Below are 17,379 nucleotides of genomic sequence, written 5' to 3' on the forward strand. Positions count from 1 at the left end.
AGGTGTCTTCTCGCGAGGACAGCTTTTTCCCTCGTGGCGGAGCCACTTGGGAAAAAGATCCCGCAGCGAGAAGACACCTGAGGTTCCGCTACCCGGACACCCGCGCAGATCCCCCGCGAGAATCAGGCGACAGCGATGTCCACGGGGTGGACGCCCGGTCCGGAGGCGGACACGTCCGACTGGCCCTTGCCGTCGCGGTGCAGCGCGCGCACCGTCCACGATCCGGGCGCGGCGTAGAACCGGAAGTCGCCCTCCGGGGAGGACACGACCTCGGCGGTGAACTCACCGGTGGCGTCCAGCAGCCGCACGAACGCGCCGCCGACCGGCGTGGAACCGGAGTGCACCTTGCCGGTCACGACGATCTGGTCGGTGTCCTCGGCGACGGCGGTCGAAGTCTGCTGCGGCGCACCGCATCCGTCCAGGCTCATGCTCACGCTCCCTGTTGGCTCGGGTTCTCGACCGGCACGCCCACCAGCGAGCCGTACTCGGTCCAGGAACCGTCGTAGTTCTTGACGTTGGCGTGCCCGAGCAGCTCACGCAGCACGAACCAGCTGTGCGACGAGCGCTCCCCGATGCGGCAGTAGGCGATGGTGTCCTTCGAGTCGTCCAGGCCGGCCTCGGCGTAGATCTTCTTGAGGTCGTCGTCGGACTTGAAGGTGCCGTCCTCGTTGGCGGTCTTGCTCCACGGCACGTTCACGGCCTGCGGGATGTGCCCGGCGCGCTGCGCCGACTCCTGCGGCAGGTGCGCCGGCGCGACCAGCTTGCCCGCGAACTCGTCGGGCGAGCGCACGTCGACCAGGTTCTGCGCGCCGATGGCGTCGACGACCTCGTCGCGGAACGCGCGGATCGAGGTGTCGGGCTCCTGCGCCTGGTAGCTGGTGCCCGCGCGGTTCGGCTCGTCCTTGACGAGCTTGCGGCCGTCGAGCTCCCACTTCTTGCGCCCGCCGTCGAGCAGCTTCACGTCCTGGTGGCCGTAGAGCTTGAAGTACCAGTAGGCGTAGGCGGCGAACCAGTTGTTGTTGCCGCCGTAGAGGATCACCGTGTCGTCGTTGGCGATGCCCTTGGCCGAGAGCAGCTTCTCGAAGCCGGCCCGGCTGACGAAGTCGCGGCGCACGTGATCCTGCAGGTCGTTGCGCCAGTCCAGCTTGATGGCGCCGGGGATGTGGCCACCGTCGTAGGCGGTCGTGTCCTCGTCCACCTCGGCGAACACGACCTTGTCGGTGTTCAGGTTCTGTTCGGCCCAATCGGTGGAGACCAGGACCTCTGCACGGCTCATCGAGCGACTCCTTCTTGTTCTCGTTGCTTGCACGTGTGTTGTGGACTCACCCGGTGTGGGCCTGCTTCGCCGGGACGACCCGGCGCAGCACCAGGTACAGCTGACAGCCGAGGCAGTAGCCGAAGGCCGCGTTCAGCAGCGCCGCCACCAGCGCGAGCGCGTTGGCGACCATGCCCAACGTGGTCCATTCCAGGGCGTATCCGGCGGTGGCGACCACGGTGAACACGAAGCCGACCCCCTGCGAGAAGCGCACCGGCGCCGGGGCTTCCCGCTCGGATTCCGGGATCGGCGGCAGCTTCGGCGCCACGGCGGAGCGGAACACCGCTCCCCACGGGTTGAGACCCATGCCGACGAAAGCGCATAACGCGAACAGCACCGTTTGCACCGCGAGCACGCGCCAACTCCCGGTGACCAGGCCGATGGCCAGGATCACGCTGGTGATGGCGGCGGTGAAGCGGACTCCACGCGGGTCCAGGGTGGCGGGCATGAGCATCCTCCGTAGCGGTACCGACAGGGTGGACCGGATCTCGTGGACCGGCTGATCGGCCGGTCCGTCCGGCGGCGCTGGATGCGGGCTTCTGCGCAGGAGGAATTCCTTGCGAGCGCCACGGGCATCCGTCCTACCGCCCGTTCAGTGCCTGGGACACAGGCTGCTGCCCACGCGGCAGAAGTCCACCGCGCGCCGTCGGGTCAGCAGTACATGCACGGCTCGGAGGCTACCCGTTTCGACCGATCGGCGGGAAGAACGTTCACTGGGTGAGACGCATCGCGTACTCCGGTTCGCCGCGTCGGCGCGGTGAAACAGCAGCTCACCGGGGCTGCGGGGGATTTCCCCGGCGGTCGCGGTGCTGGTGCTCGCGATTCGCCCTGCCGGGTTTCCCAGCATTCGGATAGCCGCGGTGGCGCTCATGGCAGGTGCGGTCGCAGCGCGGCCGTGAGCTCGTCGCGGCGGGGCACCCCGCCGACGCGGAACAGCTCGGTGCCGGAGCCGTCCAGTGCGAGCGTCGTGGGCGTGCGGTGCACGCGCAGCGGCGTGGACCACTCCGGGTGATCGGTGAGGTCGACCTCGACGTGGCGCATGCCCTCGGTGCGCTGCGCCAGGTCGGCCAGCAGGATGCGGGTGTGCCTGCAGGGCGCGCAGAACGTGGTGGACAGCTGCAGCAGCGTCACCCCGGTTCCGTCGAGGTCGCCGAGCCGGGCGCGCAGGCCGTCGGGGAGTTGATCGGGCACGTCCGGTGCAACGCCCGCGGGCGCCGCGGTCTTCCCGGATCCGGTCGCGGGTTCGCCCGCCCCGAGCGGGGTGGTCGTCGCCGCCGGGCGCACCCGGCCCTCGCGGGCGCGCCAGACCGCCCCGAACACGAGCGTCGCCGCGACGACGGCGAGCAGCACGACCCAGCCGGTCATCCGGTGGTCACCCCGCCGGAGCCGATCGTGACGTCCTGCGCGGTGCCCTCCATGACCAGCGCGCCCCGCTCCACCCGAACCGCGGTGGGCGTGACGGAGAACGGCAGCACGCCGGGGTCGATGGTGGTGGTGAACTGCTGCAGGATCGACTTCTCGAACACGTCGCCCAGCGGGATGTCCGACAGCGCCTGGTCGGCGATGTCGAGCTTCTTCGGCTCGATGGTGATCTGGCCGTTGAGCAGCGACAGCACCCCGATGACCTTCACCCGCACGTTGTTGCCCGCGATGTCGAGGGAGCCGTCGAGCGCGACCGTGGCCCGGCTCGGGTCGCTCGCGCCGGTCCCGGTGGTGCTGCCCGATCCGTCGTTTCCGTCGGCCGGTTCGTCGAGGGCGTCCTTCGGTGCCGGGTTGATCGTCAGGTCCGTGATGCCGATGTAGCGGCCCACGTCGGAGGCCTTGAGCTTCACCCGGCCGACCAGCTCGTCGACCTGGATCTCGTCGGCCTTGCCGGCGATCACGTCGCCGAGCGCGACCCGGGCGTGGTGCAGGTTCGCCTCGACGCCGAGCTCGCTGAGCTCCCCGACCCGCACGGCCTTCGCGGCGAGCTCCACGTCCTGGTAGTCCCCGGCGACGGCCTGGGTGAGGAACGGGAAGCCGTGCACCCGCACGGACGGGTCCTCGTCGAGCTTCAGCTGTTCGCGGACCTTCTGCGACACCTGGTACTCGGCGACCGACGCCGCGCCGTAGTCGGCGACCACCAGCAGGCCGAGGACGATGACGAGGGTGACGACGAGCTTCTTCACCGCGAGCGGTCCGTTCTGTCGGGGTCTCGGATTCGGGGCGGAGTGGATCGTGCGGGGTTGATCCGGTTCACCTTCGCACTTGACCGCCCGCGACCGACAGGTGTGCTCGGCAACAGGTGGTTCGCGGAGCTCAGCGCGCCGCTGCTCGCGGTGGCGGGCCGACCGCGGTGCGCGCCCAGGCCGCCATCCGGTCGACGAGGGCGCCGCCGGTGGCGCTCTCCGCGTGCCGCATGCCCGGTTCCAGCCACAGCTCACCGCCCGCGGCGGCGTGCAGCGCCTCCGCGTCGGCCACCGGGAAGTAGTGGTCGTCGGTGCCGTGCACCAGCAGCGTCGGGGTCGGGGCGAGCCGCGGCGCCAGTTCGATCGGGGAGGCGGGGACCTCGGGCCACTCGCCGCCGAGCCGCACTCCCAGCAGCCGTGCGGTCCACCGGCCGTGCGGCTGCTCCAGCAGCCAGTGCACCCGGCGCATCGCCGGGGTGTCCCGCACCCACCAGCGCGCCGGGCCGCTCACCGAGATCATCGCGTCCGGGCGCTCGGCCGGTGCGGCCAGCGCCGCGTGGCGCAGCACCACCGAGCCGCCGAGCGAGAACCCGAGGGTCACCACGCGCCGGTGCCCCAGTTCGCGCAACCGGGTCAACGCGGCCGTGATGTCCTGGACCTCCGTCGGCCCGACGGAGGTGACCCCGGCGGAGCGGCCGTGGCCGCGGAAGTCGACGGCGAGCACCGACCCGTGCTCGGCGAGTCGCCGCAGCACTCGGCGCACCGCGGGTTTCCGGATGTGGTTGGTGAATCCGTGCCCGACGGCGAACGCCAGGTCAGAGCCGCGCGGGCAGCGGTGGTAGAGGCCGCGGAGCCGGACTCCGTCGGCCGCGGTCAGCGTGATCGGGCGCGGCCGAAACGTGGCCGTAACGTGGCTTCGCGGCCCATTCACAAATGTGACGCCGTCGGTTTCACCTGGGGTTTTCGCACTCATCAGGGTTATTGTGCTTGGCATCCACAGGCAACGAAGCCGGGTCGTCCGGCCCAGCACGCTGGCTGAACGGCCTTCGCGAGCCAGCCGCTTCGGTGTTGGCCCTGGGACGGGAGGCCCCCGCATGAGTTCCGAACTGCTGCTGTTGACCAGCGATCAGAACGGCGAAGCCGCACTGCCGGCACTGGCCCTGCTGCCGCACCGCGTGCGCGTCCTGCCGCCCGACCCCGGCGCCATCCTCTCCGCGGGCACCCACGACGTGGTGCTGGTCGACGCCCGCACCGATCTGGCGGGGGCGCGGGACCTGTGCCGCGTGCTCGCCTCCGGCGACGCCCCGGTGATCGCGATCGTGAACGAGGGCGGCCTCGTCACGATCAGCGCCGAGTGGGGCGTGGACGACATCCTGCTGCCGACCAGCGGCCCCGCCGAGGTCGACGCGCGGATGCGGCTGCTGACCACGCGCCGCACCAGTGAGAACGCCACCGCGGACGGTTCGCTGTCGGTCGGCGACCTGGTCATCGAGGAGGCGACCTACACGGCGCGGCTCAAGGGCCGGGCGCTGGAGCTCACCTACAAGGAGTTCGAGCTGCTGAAGTACCTGGCGCAGCACGCGGGCCGGGTGTTCACCCGCGCGCAGCTGCTCCAGGAGGTGTGGGGCTACGACTTCTTCGGCGGCACCCGCACCGTCGACGTGCACGTGCGACGGCTGCGCGCGAAGCTCGGCGCCGAGTACGACTCGATGATCGGCACCGTGCGCAACGTGGGCTACAAGTTCGTCCGCCCCGCCCGCCCCGGCCAGGCGCAGCCGAAGACCCCGGTGGACGCCGACGCGACGGCCGTCGCCGAAGCCGAAGCGATCATCGCCTCGCACGCCTGACCCGCCCGGACGGTCGGCGGGCGAGTTCGCCGCCGCTCGTGCGACGCCCCTTCGCCCTCGCGGCGAGGGGGCGTTGTGCCGTGCACCGGCCGACTTCATCACGTGTCGCGGCGGGGCGGTCGGTGGGTAACGTCGGGGCCGTGCAGCTGACGTGGCGAAACGGACTGGACAAGGCCGAGGTGGCCGAGGTGATGGCGCTGCTCGGCGCGGCGGAGCAGGCCGACGGGGTCGCTCCCGCCGGGGAGCACGTGATCTTGCGGTTGCGCGCGCACCGCGATGTGGCGCAGCAGATCGAACCGGTGCAGGCGGACGTGCGGTCGGAGCACTTCGTGGTGCGCGACGCCGCGGACGCGCTGCTCGGCTACGCCCACCTCGACGTCGGCGGCGAACCGGGCGAGCCGCTGGTGGCGGAGCTCGCCGTGCACCCCGAGCACCGGCGCCGCGGCGTCGGCGCCCGGCTCGTCGAGGCGCTGCTGGAACGCGCCGACCTCGCGCAGGCCCCCGAGGACGACACCGGCCGGTTGCGGGTGTGGTCGCACGGGGAGCACCCGGGTGCGCTGCGGTTGGCGGCCCGGTTCGGCTTCGCCCGGCCGCGCGAGCTGTGGCGGATGGGGGTGCGGCTCGCCGACGCGGAGCTGCCGGAGGTGTCGCTGCCGGAGTCGGTGACGATCCGCGCGTTCCGGCCCGGCGCGGACGAGGCCGAGGTGGTGCGGGTCAATCACCGTGCGTTCCAGTGGCACCCGGAGCAGGGCGCGATGAGCGAGGCGGACCTGCGGGAGAAGGAGGGCGAGGACTGGTTCGACGCGGCCGGGTTCCTGCTCGCAGTGGACTCGCGGGACCGGTTGCTCGGCTTCCACTGGACGAAGGTGCATCCCGGCGGCGAGGGCGAGGTCTACGTCGTCGGAGTCGACCCGGACACGCAGGGTAATGGCTTGGGGAAGTCGTTGACGGTGGCCGGTTTGCGGTATTTGCGCCAGCTCGGCTGTTCCTGGGTGCTGCTCTACGTGGAGGGCGATAACGCGCCCGCCGTCAAGGTCTACCAGCGGTTGGGCTTCGAGCGGACGGACGTCGACGTGCAGTTCGGTCGCTGAGCCCGAGCCGGGCAGCTGGATCACTGATTGCGAACGGCGAAGTCACGGGAAGATTGCGCGTCACCCGTTGGAACGTGGCGCTGCTTACTAAGCGTGCCATGTTCACTTCTCGTTCACTTGCTGCATGGCGCCAGTCCACTCCCGCTGCTTAGCGTTCGGAGGCGAGCGGCAGCGTGCCGCGTCCACGGTGTTTCCCTGATCATGGAGGAACAGAAGTGAAGATCAAGCGCCACAGTGCCGCGCTGGGCTTCCTCGCGGCGGGCACGCTCGTGCTGTCGGCCTGCGGTAGCGACCAGAACGTCAAGGCGGAGGACGTCAACCCCGCCCTGTCGAACCTGAACGTGGAATGCGGCACCCAGCCCGTCTCCTCCGAGGGCTCCTCCGCGCAGAAGAACGCCATGGACGTTTTCGCCCGCGACTACAGCTCCAAGTGCGAGGGCCAGGAGCTGCGCTACACCAAGTCCGGTTCCGGCAAGGGCGTGTCCGCCTTCAACGCCGGCCAGATCGACTTCGGCGGATCCGACTCGCCGCTGGACGAGGAGGACGGCGAGGTCGCGAAGGCCGCGGAGCGCTGCCAGGGCAACCCCGCCTGGAACCTCCCGATGGTCTTCGGGCCGATCGCGATCTCGTACAACATCCCGGGCGTGAGCGACCTGACGCTGAACCCCGAGCTGATCGGCAAGATCTACCAGGGCCAGGTCAAGAACTGGAACGACCCGGCGATCGCGGCGCTCAACCCCGGCAAGCAGCTGCCGGACCTCGACATCGTGCCGTTCTACCGCTCCGACGAGTCCGGCACCTCGGACAACTTCCAGAAGTACCTGAAGACCTCCACCAACGGCGCGTGGACCGGTGAGGGCAAGCAGTTCCGCGGCGGCCCCGGCGTCGGCCAGGGCAAGGAAGGCAGCGACCAGGTCTCCCAGGCCGTCCAGGCCACGCCCGGCGGCATCAGCTACATCGAGTGGTCGTTCCCGAAGAACCTCGGCCTCGGCATCGCCAAGATCGACAGCGGTGCGGGCCCGGTGGAGCTGACCACCGCCAACGTCGGCAAGGCCATTAACGAGGCCAAGATCGAGGGCGAGGGCAACGACCTGCGCGTCGACCTCGACTCGATCTACGGCAACAAGGCCCCCGGCGTCTACCCGATCGTGCTCAACACCTACGAGATCGTGTGCTCGAAGGGCTACGAGCCGGAGACCGCCAAGGGCGTCAAGGCCGCGCTGACCGTCGCCGCGAACGCCAACCCCACCGAACTCGAAGAAGCCGGGTACGTGCCGCTCCCGCAGGAGTTCAAGGACAAGGTGCTGACCGCGGTCAACGCCATCTCCTGATGCTGAACCTCGGCGCACGTCCCGAAGTGAGAGGCTGCGAACCGCAGTGACCGACTCGACCCGAGCCGATCAACGCCCCGCGGGCACCGGTGACGACACCGGCGCCCGTCGGGGCGTTCCGGCGTCCAGCTCCGGACCGGAGGCCCCCATTTCCGCTCCCGAAGCACCCGCCGCGGACGAACCGAAGAAGGTAGTCCGCGCGGGTGATCGCGTATTCCAGTCCCTGGCCACCGGCTCCGGGATCTTCATCGTCGCGCTGATCGCGGCGGTCGGCATCTTCCTCCTGCTGCGGGCCTTCCCGTCGCTGCAGGCCAACCAGGTGAGCTTCCTGTTCAGCCGGGTCTGGGACACCAGCGACCCGAACAACCTGAAGTTCGGCATCACCGACCTGGCCTGGGTCACCGTGGCGAGCTCGCTGGTGGCGCTGGTGATCGCGATGCCGGTCTCCTGCGGCATCGCGCTGTTCCTCACCCAGTACGCGCCGCGCTCGCTGGCCCGGCCGTTCGCCTACATCGTCGACCTGCTGGCCGCGGTGCCGTCGGTGGTCTACGGCCTGTGGGGCGTGGTGGCGCTGGCGCCGGTGCTGAACCCGGTCGCGACCTGGCTGAACACCAACCTGGGCTGGGTGCCGATCTTCGCCGACGGCAACGTGCCCGCCAACAGCGGCGCGAACATCTTCACCGCCGGGATCGTGCTGGCCGTGATGATCCTGCCGACCATCACCGGCGTCACCCGCGAGGTCTTCCAGCGCACACCCACCGCGCACATCGAAGGCGCCCAGGCGCTCGGCGCGACCCGGTGGGAGGTCGTGCGCACCACGGTGTGGCCGTTCGGCCGCAACGGTTTCATCGGCGGTTCGATGCTCGGGCTCGGCCGAGCCCTGGGCGAGACCGTCGCGCTGACGATCATCCTCAGCGGCGTGAACATCGGTCCGAACTTCAGCGTCTTCGACGCCGGCGCCACCTTCGCCTCGAAGATCGCCCTCGGTTCCGCGGAGTTCGTCAACGACATGCAGGTGGGCGCCTACATCTCGGCCGGTCTGGTGCTGTTCGTGCTCACCTTCGCGGTGAACGCGATCGCCCGGTGGATCGAGAGCGCCAGCGGTAAGGGGAAAGCATGAGAACGGACACCGCTGACGTGGAACGGCCCGCCGCGACACCGGCGTTCCAGCCCCTCGGGTTCGGGCGGAAGCTGAAGAACGGCGCGGCGACCGCGCTGTTCGGGGCCGCGTTCCTGATCGCCGTGATCCCGCTGCTGTGGGTGCTGTTCACGCTGCTGCAGAAGGGCCTCGCGCCGCTGCTGCGGCCGGACTGGTGGAGCCACTCGTTCAACGGGCTGACCGCCAACGACTACAACGGCGGCATCTACCACGCGCTGATGGGGACGCTGCTCGAAGGCCTCGTGTGCGCGATCATCTCGGTGCCGCTGGGCGTGCTCGTCGGCGTCTACCTGATCGAGTACGGGCAGGACTCGCGCTTCGCGAAGGTCGCCACGTTCACCGTGGACATCCTCAGCGGCCTGCCCTCGATCGTGGCCGGGCTGTTCATCTACGCGCTGTGGATCACGACGTTCGGCTTCAACCGCAGCGGTTTCGCGGTGGCGCTGTCGCTGGTGCTGCTGATGGTGCCGGTGGTCGTGCGGGTCACCGAGACGATGCTGCTGATCGTCCCGGACGAACTGCGCGAAGCCTCCTACGCGCTGGGGGTGCCGAAGTGGAAGACGATCGTCAAGATCGTGCTCCCCACCGCGCTGTCCGGCATCCTGACCGGTGTCATGCTCGGCTTGGCGCGGGTGCTCGGCGAGACCGCGCCGCTGCTGATCCTGGTGGGCTACGCGAAGGCCATCAGCTTCAACCTCTTCGACGGCGGCCTGGCTTCGCTGCCGCTGGTCATCTACACCGAGCGCAGCACCGGCACCGAGGCCGGCGACTACCGCGTCTGGGGCGCCGCGCTCACCCTCGTTCTCGTCATCATGCTGATCAACCTCGCTGCGTCGCTGCTGTCGAGGCTGTTCGCCGTCAAGACCAAGTAGGGCGGTTTTCATGGCCAAGCGCCTCGATATCAAGGACCTGAACCTGTACTACGGCAAGTTCCACGCCGTGCAGGACGTGACCCTGCAGGTTCCGGCTCGCAGCGTCACCGCGTTCATCGGCCCCTCGGGCTGCGGCAAGTCGACCGTGCTGCGCTCGCTGAACCGGATGCACGAGGTCATCGCCGGTGCTCGCGTCGAGGGCAAGGTGCTCATCGACGGCGAGGACATCTACGGCGCCCACGTCGACCCGGTGCAGGTCCGCCGCACCATCGGCATGGTGTTCCAGCGGCCGAACCCGTTCCCCACGATGTCCATCCGGGACAACGTGGTGGCGGGTCTGAAGCTCGCCGGGGAGAAGAACAAGAAGCGCCTCGACGAGGTCGCGGAGCGGGCGCTGCGCGGCGCGAACCTGTGGGAAGAGGTCAAGGACCGGCTGGGCAAGCCCGGCGGCGGCCTCTCCGGCGGTCAGCAGCAGCGGCTCTGCATCGCGCGCGCCATCGCGGTGCAGCCGGACGTGCTGCTGATGGACGAGCCGTGCTCGGCGCTGGACCCGATCTCCACGCTGGCGATCGAGGACCTGATCTCGACGCTGAAGCAGGAGTACACGATCGTCATCGTCACCCACAACATGCAGCAGGCGGCGCGCGTCAGCGACCAGACCGCGTTCTTCAACCTGCGCGCCGTGGGCGAGCCCGGTCAGCTCGTCGAGATCGACGAGACCGGCCGCATCTTCTCCAACCCCAGCCAGAAGGCCACCGAGGACTACATCTCGGGCCGCTTCGGCTGATCCGGCCGCGCACCACCCGGGGCGCCCGCGACTTCACCCGAAGTCGCGGGCGCCCCGTCGTTGGAGGGCGGGTTCCAGCATCGGGACGAGGAAGCGCTCGGCGACCGCGCGGACCTGCTCGTCGTCGTCGAGGTCGACGAGCTCGCTGGGGATGACCAGGAACGACGCGGAGACGCGGACCATCAGCTCGGCCACGAGCTCCACGTCCACCTCGCCGGAGACGTGCCCGGCGCCCTGCTCCCGGCGCAGCTGCCCGGCCAGGAACCGCCGCACGGTGGCCAAGGTCCGCCCGCCGTCGTTGATCATCGAGGGCAGCACGACCTCCGGCTCGACCTCCATGAGCCCGCCGATCAGCGGGTTGCGCCGGATGGCGCGCAGCGCGCTCGCGAAGCCGAGCACCACCCGGTCCGCGACCGTCTCGGCACCGCGGATGTCGGTGCGGAAGCGGTCGAAGTACCGCCGGAACTAGGACCTGCGGGCGTTCATGACGCGAGCACGCCGCCTCCCGGACTGGGCGGACCAGCGGAAGCTGGAGCTCGCGGCCGAGTTCAACAAGTCCAGGGGCCTCTACCTCAACCTGCTCAACGGGGTCGGCGGCGGCATGTTGAGCACCGCCATCCCGAAGGAGGCCCGCGCCGTCTACTACTCCAAAGGCGGCGCCGACATGGAGGACCGGGTCGCGAAGACGAGCATCCTCGGCTTCGCCGTCGGCGATCCGAACGCCTACCGGCCCGACGGGTCCGTGGTGGTCGAGTCGGTCAAGACCCGGCTGGTGCACTCGGCCGTGCGGCACCTGCTGCAGAGCTCGCCGGGCTGGGCGCAGACCAGCGGCGGGCAGCGGATCCCGATCAGCCAGGAGGACATGCTGGTCACCTGGCACACGCTGCCGACCTTCGCGATGCGCCGGATGCTCGACTGGGAAGTGCCGATCACGCGGGCGGAGTCCGACGCGTACCTGCACCTGTGGCAGGTGACCGCCTACCTGCTCGGCATCCGCGAGGAGTACATCCCCGCGACCTGGGCCGCCGCCTACCGCCAGTCCGACCTGATCCTCGGCCGGAACATGGGGCCCACGCCCGAAGGCGTGGAGCTCACCGACGTCCTGCTGGGGCAGCTCGCCGAGCAGACCAGCCCGCCGCTGGGCGTGACCAGGCCGCTGTGCAACGCGCTCGCCCGGTACCTGGTCGGTGACGAGGTCGCGGCCTGGGACGCCATTCCCCGGGAACCGGTGTGGGATCCGCTGATCAAGGAGGCCTGGCCGCTGCTGGTGAAGTTCCGGGAGAACCTCGTTCCGCTGCCCGCGGTGCCGGAGGTCGCCTGGACCATCGACGAGGCCGCTCGGCAGTACATCCTCTTCTACCTCACCAAGGGCGAGGAAACGAAGATCGAGATCCCGACGACGAACCGGCCCGGCTGAGCACGTTCTCCCCGGCTCGATCGCGAAACCCCCGAACGGCGTCCCCCGGCACGAACCGCCCCCCTTCCCCGACGCGACACGACCGTCGAGGTCGATCCTCGATTTGCGGACCTGGACGCCACCGACGAGGTCACCACCATCGAAGGACTCCCGGCCGCGGTGGACGCCGAGCTGCACCCGGTGCAGCGGGCGTGGCTCGACAACGACGTCGCGCAGTGCGGCTACTGCCAGCCCGGCCAGATCATGACCGCCGTGGCGCTGCTGCGGCGAGTCGCCGCCGAGGACCGCGAGGTCACCGAGGCCGACCTCGACGACATCCGCAACATCTGCCGCTGCGGCACCTACCCGCGCATCCGCGCCGCGATCAGGGACGCGGCGCGCGACATGTGAACCCCGGTCAGGCCTTCCAGTCGTCGGCCACCGCCGAGATGAAGGCGCTGGAGTCCTTCGGCGGCAGGGCGACGCCGCAGACCCGCTCGAAGGCCGTCAGGTAGTCGCCGGTGTCGGCCGGCTTGTCCAGGAAGCGCGAACCGGCGGCGTCGCCCACGTGCACCACCTGCGGGTCGGCGTCGTCCGGGAAGGAGAACACCGAGATCCGCTCGCCCATCAGCGGATGTCCGCCGTGCCCGAACGGCAGCACCTGGATCGTCACGTTGCGGCGGTACCCCATCAGCACCAGGTGCTCCAGTTGCTGGCGCATCACCACCGGCCCGCCGACCGATCGGCGCAGCGCCGCCTCGTCGAGCACCGCCCACAGCTCCAGCGGCTCGTTGCCCAGCAGCCGCTGCTGGCGGGTCGTGGTGACGGTGAGCCGTTCCTGGCGGTCGGACTCACCGGGCACGTGCAGTTCGGTGTCGAACAGGGCCGCGCCGTACTCCGCGGTGTGCAGCAGCTCCGGGATGGGGTCGGCGCCGAAGCAGCTCACCGCCTTCGCGGCGGTCTCCAGCCCGAGGTGCGTCTCGAAGCCGGGGCGCTGCGCGGTCGTCGGGTACTGCTGCCACCAACCGCGCTCCTTGGAGCCCTGGGCGAGTTCGATCAGATCGGTGATCCGGTCGCCGCCGATGCCGTAGAACTCGGCCATCAACCGCACGTCGGAGGTGCGCACCGGCACCCGGCCCAGTTCGATCTGGCTGATCTTGCCCTGGGAGCAGTCCAGGTGGGCGGCCACCTCGCGGTGCGTGCGGCCCGCCTTCTCCCGGAGCTTGCGCAGTTCACCGCCGAGGCGCCGGCGGTGCACGGTCGGACTGTTATGCACCCTCGACCTCCGAACGGACGGTGTCAGGGCGCGCCTCATCGCTGCTGGTCACGTCCACGACGATCGCACACGGCATTCGGGTCATCGACTGGTGAGACCGAGTATTAATACACCGGTTGCCGTATCGGGTCTGATCATTTCGGTTCCGCGATCACTCGGCCACTCGCCGCAACCGGCCGCTGACCTGCCCGAACAGCCCCGGAAAACGACGACGCCCGCCGGGAGATCCCGGCGGGCGTCGTCGCTCGATCAGGTCAACTCGTGGGCATGCTGCCCGTCACGGTGAACACGACCCGGCGGCCGACGGCGACCGCGTGGTCGGCGAACCGCTCGTAGAACCGGCCGAGCAGGGTCACGTCGACGGCGGCGGCCACCCCGTGCGACCAGTCGGGCCGCATCATCACGGTGAACAGGTGCCGGTGCAGGTCGTCCACGGCGTCGTCGGCGGCCTCCAGGTCGCGGGCGGCCTCGATGTCCCGGGAGCGGATCACCGCGGCGGCGCGGCCGCACAGGTCCACGGCGACGCGGCCCATCTCGGCGAAGTACTCCTGCACCGGTTCGGGGAGCACGGGCTGCGGGTGCCTGCGGCGGGCCGCCTTCGCGACGTGCAGCGCCAGGTCGCCCATGCGCTCCAAGTCCTCGGCCGCGTGGATGGTGGAGATGACGGTGCGCAGGTCGCCCGCGACGGGCGCCTGCAGGGCCAGCAGGCCGAACGCCTGCTCCTCGGCACGTGCACGGGCCTCGTCGACGTGCACGTCCTCCTCGATGACCTGCTCGGCCAGAGTCAGATCGGCCTCCAGCAGCGCCTTCGTGGCACGTTCCATCGCCGTTCCGACCATGGTCGACATCGAGGCGAGCTCCTCGGCGAGATCGCCGAGCTGTTCCTGGTAGACCTCACGCATGCCGGTCACCTTACTTCCGGGAAGAATCGGACAAGACGCACGATGGTGAATCAGCGGTGAACGGACCATGATGTGCCCGTTCGAGTGGTATCGCAGGGCTCACCATCCGATCAGAGGCGCCCGTACCGCGACAAGGCGGAAATGGAGCAAATCGGACACCGCCGGATGTCGGCTCAGCCGCACATGTCGGTTCCCGCGTTCACCGTCGAGAGATCGCTCGGCATCTCCGGCTGCGCCCCGCCGGGCGCCTGGACCGGCCCGGTGAAGCCGGTGCCCAGCTCCAGGCGCAGCTCGTCGCCCGCCGCCGGGTCCTGCTCGGTCGTCGCGCCCGGCACCGAGGACGCCAGCAGCCGAGCCGCCGCCGCGTTCGCCGCGCTGTGCCGCACGACCGTCCGCGAACCCTGCTGCGCCAACGTCTCCGAGCCGGAGACCACGTACCCGGCCTTGCCGAGCTGATCCGCGGTGCGACCGGCCAGGCCGTCCGCGCCGGAGGCGTTGACGACGCGCACCGGCACGTCGGAGGGCTTCGCCGTGGCCGCACCGGCGCCGAACGCGGCCGGAGCGGTCGATGCGGGTCCCGCACCGCCCGCGGGCCCCGCGGCGGCCGGTTGCTGCTGCGCCACCGGGCCGTCCTCGATGATGGCGCGGAAAAGCCCGGCCGCGTCGGCCTCCTTGAGCTCCTCCATGCCCTCGTCGTTGGCGTAACCGGTGGTCGGCACCGTGATGAAGGTGATCTTGCCCGCGTCCATGCCCTGCATGGAGCGGCCCAGTTCGAGCAGCTGATCGGTGCCGACGTTCTCGCCGAAGGTGTTCGCCGCGACCGCGTCGACGAAGCCGCTGAGCTTCTGCGGATCCATCAGGACCTGGCCGGACATCGCCTTGCGCAGCAACGAGGACAGGAACAGCTGCTGGCGCTGCATCCGCCCGTAGTCCGAGGTCGGGTCGCCCTCCACGTAGCGGGCGCGCACGTAGTTCAGCGCCTGCGTGCCGGTGAGGGTCTGCGGCCCGGCGTTCGGCAGCACCACGCCGAGCTTGCGGTCCACGATCGGGATCTCCGAGCAGATGTCCACGCCGTGCATCGCGTCGACCATGGACTTGAAGCCCGTGAAGTCGATGCCGAGGAAGTTCGTCACCGACAGGCCGGAGAGCTGCTGCACGACCTTGGTGGTGCACTTCGGCCCGCCGACCGCGTACGCCTCGTTCAGCTTCGTCGCCGGCCGCGCCGGGACCTGCTCGCCGGTGTACTCGCCGGTGTCGGGGTTCCAGCGCTCGCAGCTCGGGATGTCGACCTGCAGGTCGCGCGGGAAGGAGACGACGAGCACGCGGCTCCGGTCCGCCGGGATGTGCGCGATCATCGTCGAGTCGGCGCGCGCGCCGGGCTCGTCGGTGGTGTCGCCGACGCCGTCCGCGGCGGTCGAGCCCGCGCGGGTGTCGGAACCCAGCAGCAGGAAGTTGCGGTCACCGGACTGCTTCGAGATGTCCTTGATGGACGAGGAGTTCGGGTCGAGAGCCGCGATGTCCTTGAACTTCGCGTCCACCCACGCCTTCGCGCTCCAGCCGATCCCGGTCGCCACGAAGATCGTCAGCGCGGCGGCCACCGCGAGCGCCTTGAGGATGCGGATGGTGCGGCGCTTGCGCTGCTCCTTCTTCCAGTCCATCCGGGAGGCGCCCGCCTCGCGGCCCTCGACGAAGTCGAACGGCATGTCGCGGCCCAGCTCGGGTTCCTTGCGCATGCCGAACAGCCACGAGTACTTCTTGCGCCGCGCGTCCTCCTCCACGGCGATCTGGTCGTGCACCGCGGAGAACCGGGCCAGCGTCGCGTCGATCTGGCGGATCTCGTCGCTGTCGCCGCTCGCGTCGTCCTCGTCGGCGTCGTCACCGCTGACCGGTGCGACGACGGCCGTCTCGTCCGCGGCCTTGTCGGGCCGCGAGGCCTTGTCGGGACGGGCCGCCTTGTCGGGGCGTCCGGGCTTGGCCGGGGTGCGGGTGACCTTGGTGCCTTCGTCCGCGGCGGGCTCCGGTTCGGCAGGCACGGCGGGGACCACCGCGGTCGCCTCGGGGTCCTCGGACGGGGCCGAAGCCGGACGCGCGGGCCCCGGCCGTCCCGGACGGCCGGGCCGGCCCTGGGCCGGGCGTTCGCCGTCGCCGGCCGGTGCCTCCCGGCGCCTGCGCGGAGCCTCGGGCTCCGCCGCGGGTTCCCCGGAGAGCGCCTGCGTGATGTGGGTGGCCTCGGCGTCCTGAGCGGCTCCCAGCGCGCCCGCGGCGGCCTGCGGCGGGGACGGGCGGCGGCGCTGCTGCGGCTCCTGCGGAGGACGCGGCTGGCGCCCGGGAGCGGGCTGCCTGCCGGTCTGCGGATGACCGGGCCGGCCGGGCGGGCGGGACTCGCCCTGGTCCGCCGGCGGCTCGGCGGCCCGGCGGCCACCGGTCCGAGGTTCTTGCGGAGCGGCGGGTGCCTGCGGCGCGGCCGCCCGGCTCTGCGGCCCGGCGGGGCCTTGCTGCGCGGGTCCCTGCGGCGGCCGAGCCGGCGCCGACCACTCCTGCGCCTGCCGATCTTGCGGCGCGGGCGGCTGCGCCGGGCCCTGCGGAGCTGCGGGCGGCTGCTGGGGGCGTTGCGGCGCCTGCCGGTTCGGCGGCGCGGGCTGCTGGGCGCCGCGCGGCTCGGAGTGCCTGCCCTCGCCCGGAGGGCGGGTCGGGGCGGCGGGCCGGGTGCGCCCGGTCGGGGGGCGGGAGGCCGACTCCGGCGGGGTCCAGTCGGATCGGCGTTCGGCGGGCGGGCCGCTGCGGGTGGGGCGTCCGCGCGACGGCGCCTGCGCCGACGCCTGCGGTGCGTGCGAACCGGGAGCCTCGGCACCGCCCTGCGGACCTGCCGGGGGTTGCTGCGCCGGGGGCTGCGGCTGCTGCGGGGAGGACTGCGGGGGTTCGGGTCGAGCGCGGCGCCCGCCGCCGCTCGGGGCTTCGGGTTCGGCGGCTCGGCGGTGCGAGCCGGTGCCCGCGCCGGGCGCCTTGCCGTGCTTGGAGAGCAGGTCGAACACCCGCGTACCGCCGGTGCCGTCGTCACCTAATGCGCGGCGGCGGCGCCCGGACTGCTGGTCGGGGGCGTTGTCCTCGTCCGGGCCCCCGTCTTGGTGGGGACTGTGGTGCCCGTGCTGGCCATGCCGGGGGTCCTGCGGCACCCGTGTTCCCTCCCCACCGTCGAAGTCGATGGTGTCGTCGTTCGGTATGGGCGTCAGCGGTC

The 17,379-nt window shown here is 70.9% G+C and carries 17 protein-coding genes and 1 pseudogene; 8 read left to right on the forward strand and 10 right to left on the reverse strand.

The window, feature by feature from the left end:
• Positions 1-122: 122 nt before the first annotated feature.
• The 6 genes from ACWD38_RS22170 to ACWD38_RS22195 all read right to left on the reverse strand — a co-directional run bounded on the left by ACWD38_RS22170 (position 123) and on the right by ACWD38_RS22195 (position 4,414).
• Positions 123-428, reverse strand: coding sequence for a DUF1416 domain-containing protein (locus ACWD38_RS22170; RefSeq protein ID WP_184484398.1), 306 nt, complete (start codon positions 426-428; stop codon positions 123-125).
• A gap of 2 nt (positions 429-430) precedes the next feature.
• A complete protein-coding gene (locus ACWD38_RS22175; RefSeq protein WP_184484400.1) occupies positions 431-1,276 on the reverse strand; it encodes a sulfurtransferase in 846 nt (281 codons plus the stop codon).
• Positions 1,277-1,322: 46 nt separating this feature from the next.
• Positions 1,323-1,763, reverse strand: a complete 441-nt coding sequence (locus ACWD38_RS22180) for a DUF4395 domain-containing protein (protein WP_450124819.1) — start codon at positions 1,761-1,763, stop codon at positions 1,323-1,325.
• Between the two features lie 419 nt (positions 1,764-2,182).
• On the reverse strand, positions 2,183-2,680 hold the full coding sequence (locus ACWD38_RS22185) for a TlpA family protein disulfide reductase (RefSeq protein ID WP_184484404.1): 498 nt from the start codon (positions 2,678-2,680) through the stop codon (positions 2,183-2,185).
• Entirely contained in the window at positions 2,677-3,483 is an 807-nt protein-coding gene (locus ACWD38_RS22190; protein WP_184484406.1) for an LmeA family phospholipid-binding protein, read from the reverse strand. The genes ACWD38_RS22185 and ACWD38_RS22190 overlap by 4 nt, the downstream gene beginning before the upstream one ends.
• Positions 3,484-3,613: 130 nt before the next feature.
• Positions 3,614-4,414 (reverse strand): alpha/beta hydrolase, encoded by an 801-nt coding sequence (locus ACWD38_RS22195; RefSeq protein ID WP_343071664.1) that lies wholly within the window; start codon positions 4,412-4,414, stop codon positions 3,614-3,616.
• A 163-nt stretch (positions 4,415-4,577) separates the two neighbouring features.
• Here ACWD38_RS22195 and ACWD38_RS22200 point away from each other — a divergent pair, with 163 nt between their 5' ends.
• From ACWD38_RS22200 to pstB, 6 genes are all read left to right on the forward strand, one after another.
• Complete coding sequence (locus ACWD38_RS22200) at positions 4,578-5,330, forward strand: winged helix-turn-helix transcriptional regulator (protein ID WP_184484410.1); 753 nt, start codon at positions 4,578-4,580, stop codon at positions 5,328-5,330.
• A 140-nt stretch (positions 5,331-5,470) separates the two neighbouring features.
• The gene (gene mshD, locus ACWD38_RS22205) at positions 5,471-6,421 is read left to right on the forward strand and encodes a mycothiol synthase (protein WP_425503594.1); all 951 of its coding nucleotides are present in this window, start codon (positions 5,471-5,473) and stop codon (positions 6,419-6,421) included.
• 215 nt (positions 6,422-6,636) lie between these two features.
• Positions 6,637-7,752, forward strand: a complete 1,116-nt coding sequence (gene pstS / locus ACWD38_RS22210; RefSeq protein WP_184484412.1) for a phosphate ABC transporter substrate-binding protein PstS — start codon at positions 6,637-6,639, stop codon at positions 7,750-7,752.
• Between the two features lie 148 nt (positions 7,753-7,900).
• Positions 7,901-8,872, forward strand: a complete 972-nt coding sequence (gene pstC / locus ACWD38_RS22215) for a phosphate ABC transporter permease subunit PstC (RefSeq protein ID WP_343071737.1) — start codon at positions 7,901-7,903, stop codon at positions 8,870-8,872.
• Positions 8,869-9,783 carry a phosphate ABC transporter permease PstA gene (gene pstA, locus ACWD38_RS22220; RefSeq protein ID WP_184484416.1) on the forward strand — a complete coding sequence of 305 codons (915 nt, stop codon included), beginning with the start codon at positions 8,869-8,871 and terminating at the stop codon, positions 9,781-9,783. Before pstC ends, pstA begins: the two co-directional genes overlap by 4 nt.
• A 10-nt stretch (positions 9,784-9,793) precedes the next feature.
• Complete coding sequence (gene pstB / locus ACWD38_RS22225) at positions 9,794-10,570, forward strand: phosphate ABC transporter ATP-binding protein PstB (RefSeq protein WP_184484418.1); 777 nt, start codon at positions 9,794-9,796, stop codon at positions 10,568-10,570.
• A 33-nt stretch (positions 10,571-10,603) separates the two neighbouring features.
• Here pstB and ACWD38_RS22230 read toward each other — a convergent pair whose 3' ends face one another.
• On the reverse strand, positions 10,604-10,969 hold the full coding sequence (locus ACWD38_RS22230) for a hypothetical protein (protein ID WP_246457127.1): 366 nt from the start codon (positions 10,967-10,969) through the stop codon (positions 10,604-10,606).
• Positions 10,970-11,054: 85 nt separating this feature from the next.
• Here ACWD38_RS22230 and ACWD38_RS22235 point away from each other — a divergent pair, with 85 nt between their 5' ends.
• The gene (locus tag ACWD38_RS22235; protein ID WP_221315973.1) at positions 11,055-11,987 is read left to right on the forward strand and encodes an oxygenase MpaB family protein; all 933 of its coding nucleotides are present in this window, start codon (positions 11,055-11,057) and stop codon (positions 11,985-11,987) included.
• A gap of 108 nt (positions 11,988-12,095) precedes the next feature.
• Positions 12,096-12,377: pseudogene (locus tag ACWD38_RS22240) on the forward strand ((2Fe-2S)-binding protein); the annotation flags it as partial.
• Between the two features lie 7 nt (positions 12,378-12,384).
• Here ACWD38_RS22240 and ACWD38_RS22245 read toward each other — a convergent pair.
• From ACWD38_RS22245 to ACWD38_RS22255, 3 genes are all read right to left on the reverse strand, one after another.
• Entirely contained in the window at positions 12,385-13,224 is an 840-nt protein-coding gene (locus tag ACWD38_RS22245; protein ID WP_184484420.1) for a Scr1 family TA system antitoxin-like transcriptional regulator, read from the reverse strand.
• A gap of 272 nt (positions 13,225-13,496) precedes the next feature.
• A complete protein-coding gene (gene phoU / locus ACWD38_RS22250) occupies positions 13,497-14,144 on the reverse strand; it encodes a phosphate signaling complex protein PhoU (RefSeq protein ID WP_184484422.1) in 648 nt (215 codons plus the stop codon).
• Between the two features lie 173 nt (positions 14,145-14,317).
• Complete coding sequence (locus ACWD38_RS22255) at positions 14,318-17,317, reverse strand: LCP family glycopolymer transferase (RefSeq protein WP_450124820.1); 3,000 nt, start codon at positions 17,315-17,317, stop codon at positions 14,318-14,320.
• Positions 17,318-17,379 lie beyond the last annotated feature (62 nt).

It is taken from the genome of Saccharopolyspora sp. NPDC002578, assembly GCF_053592695.1.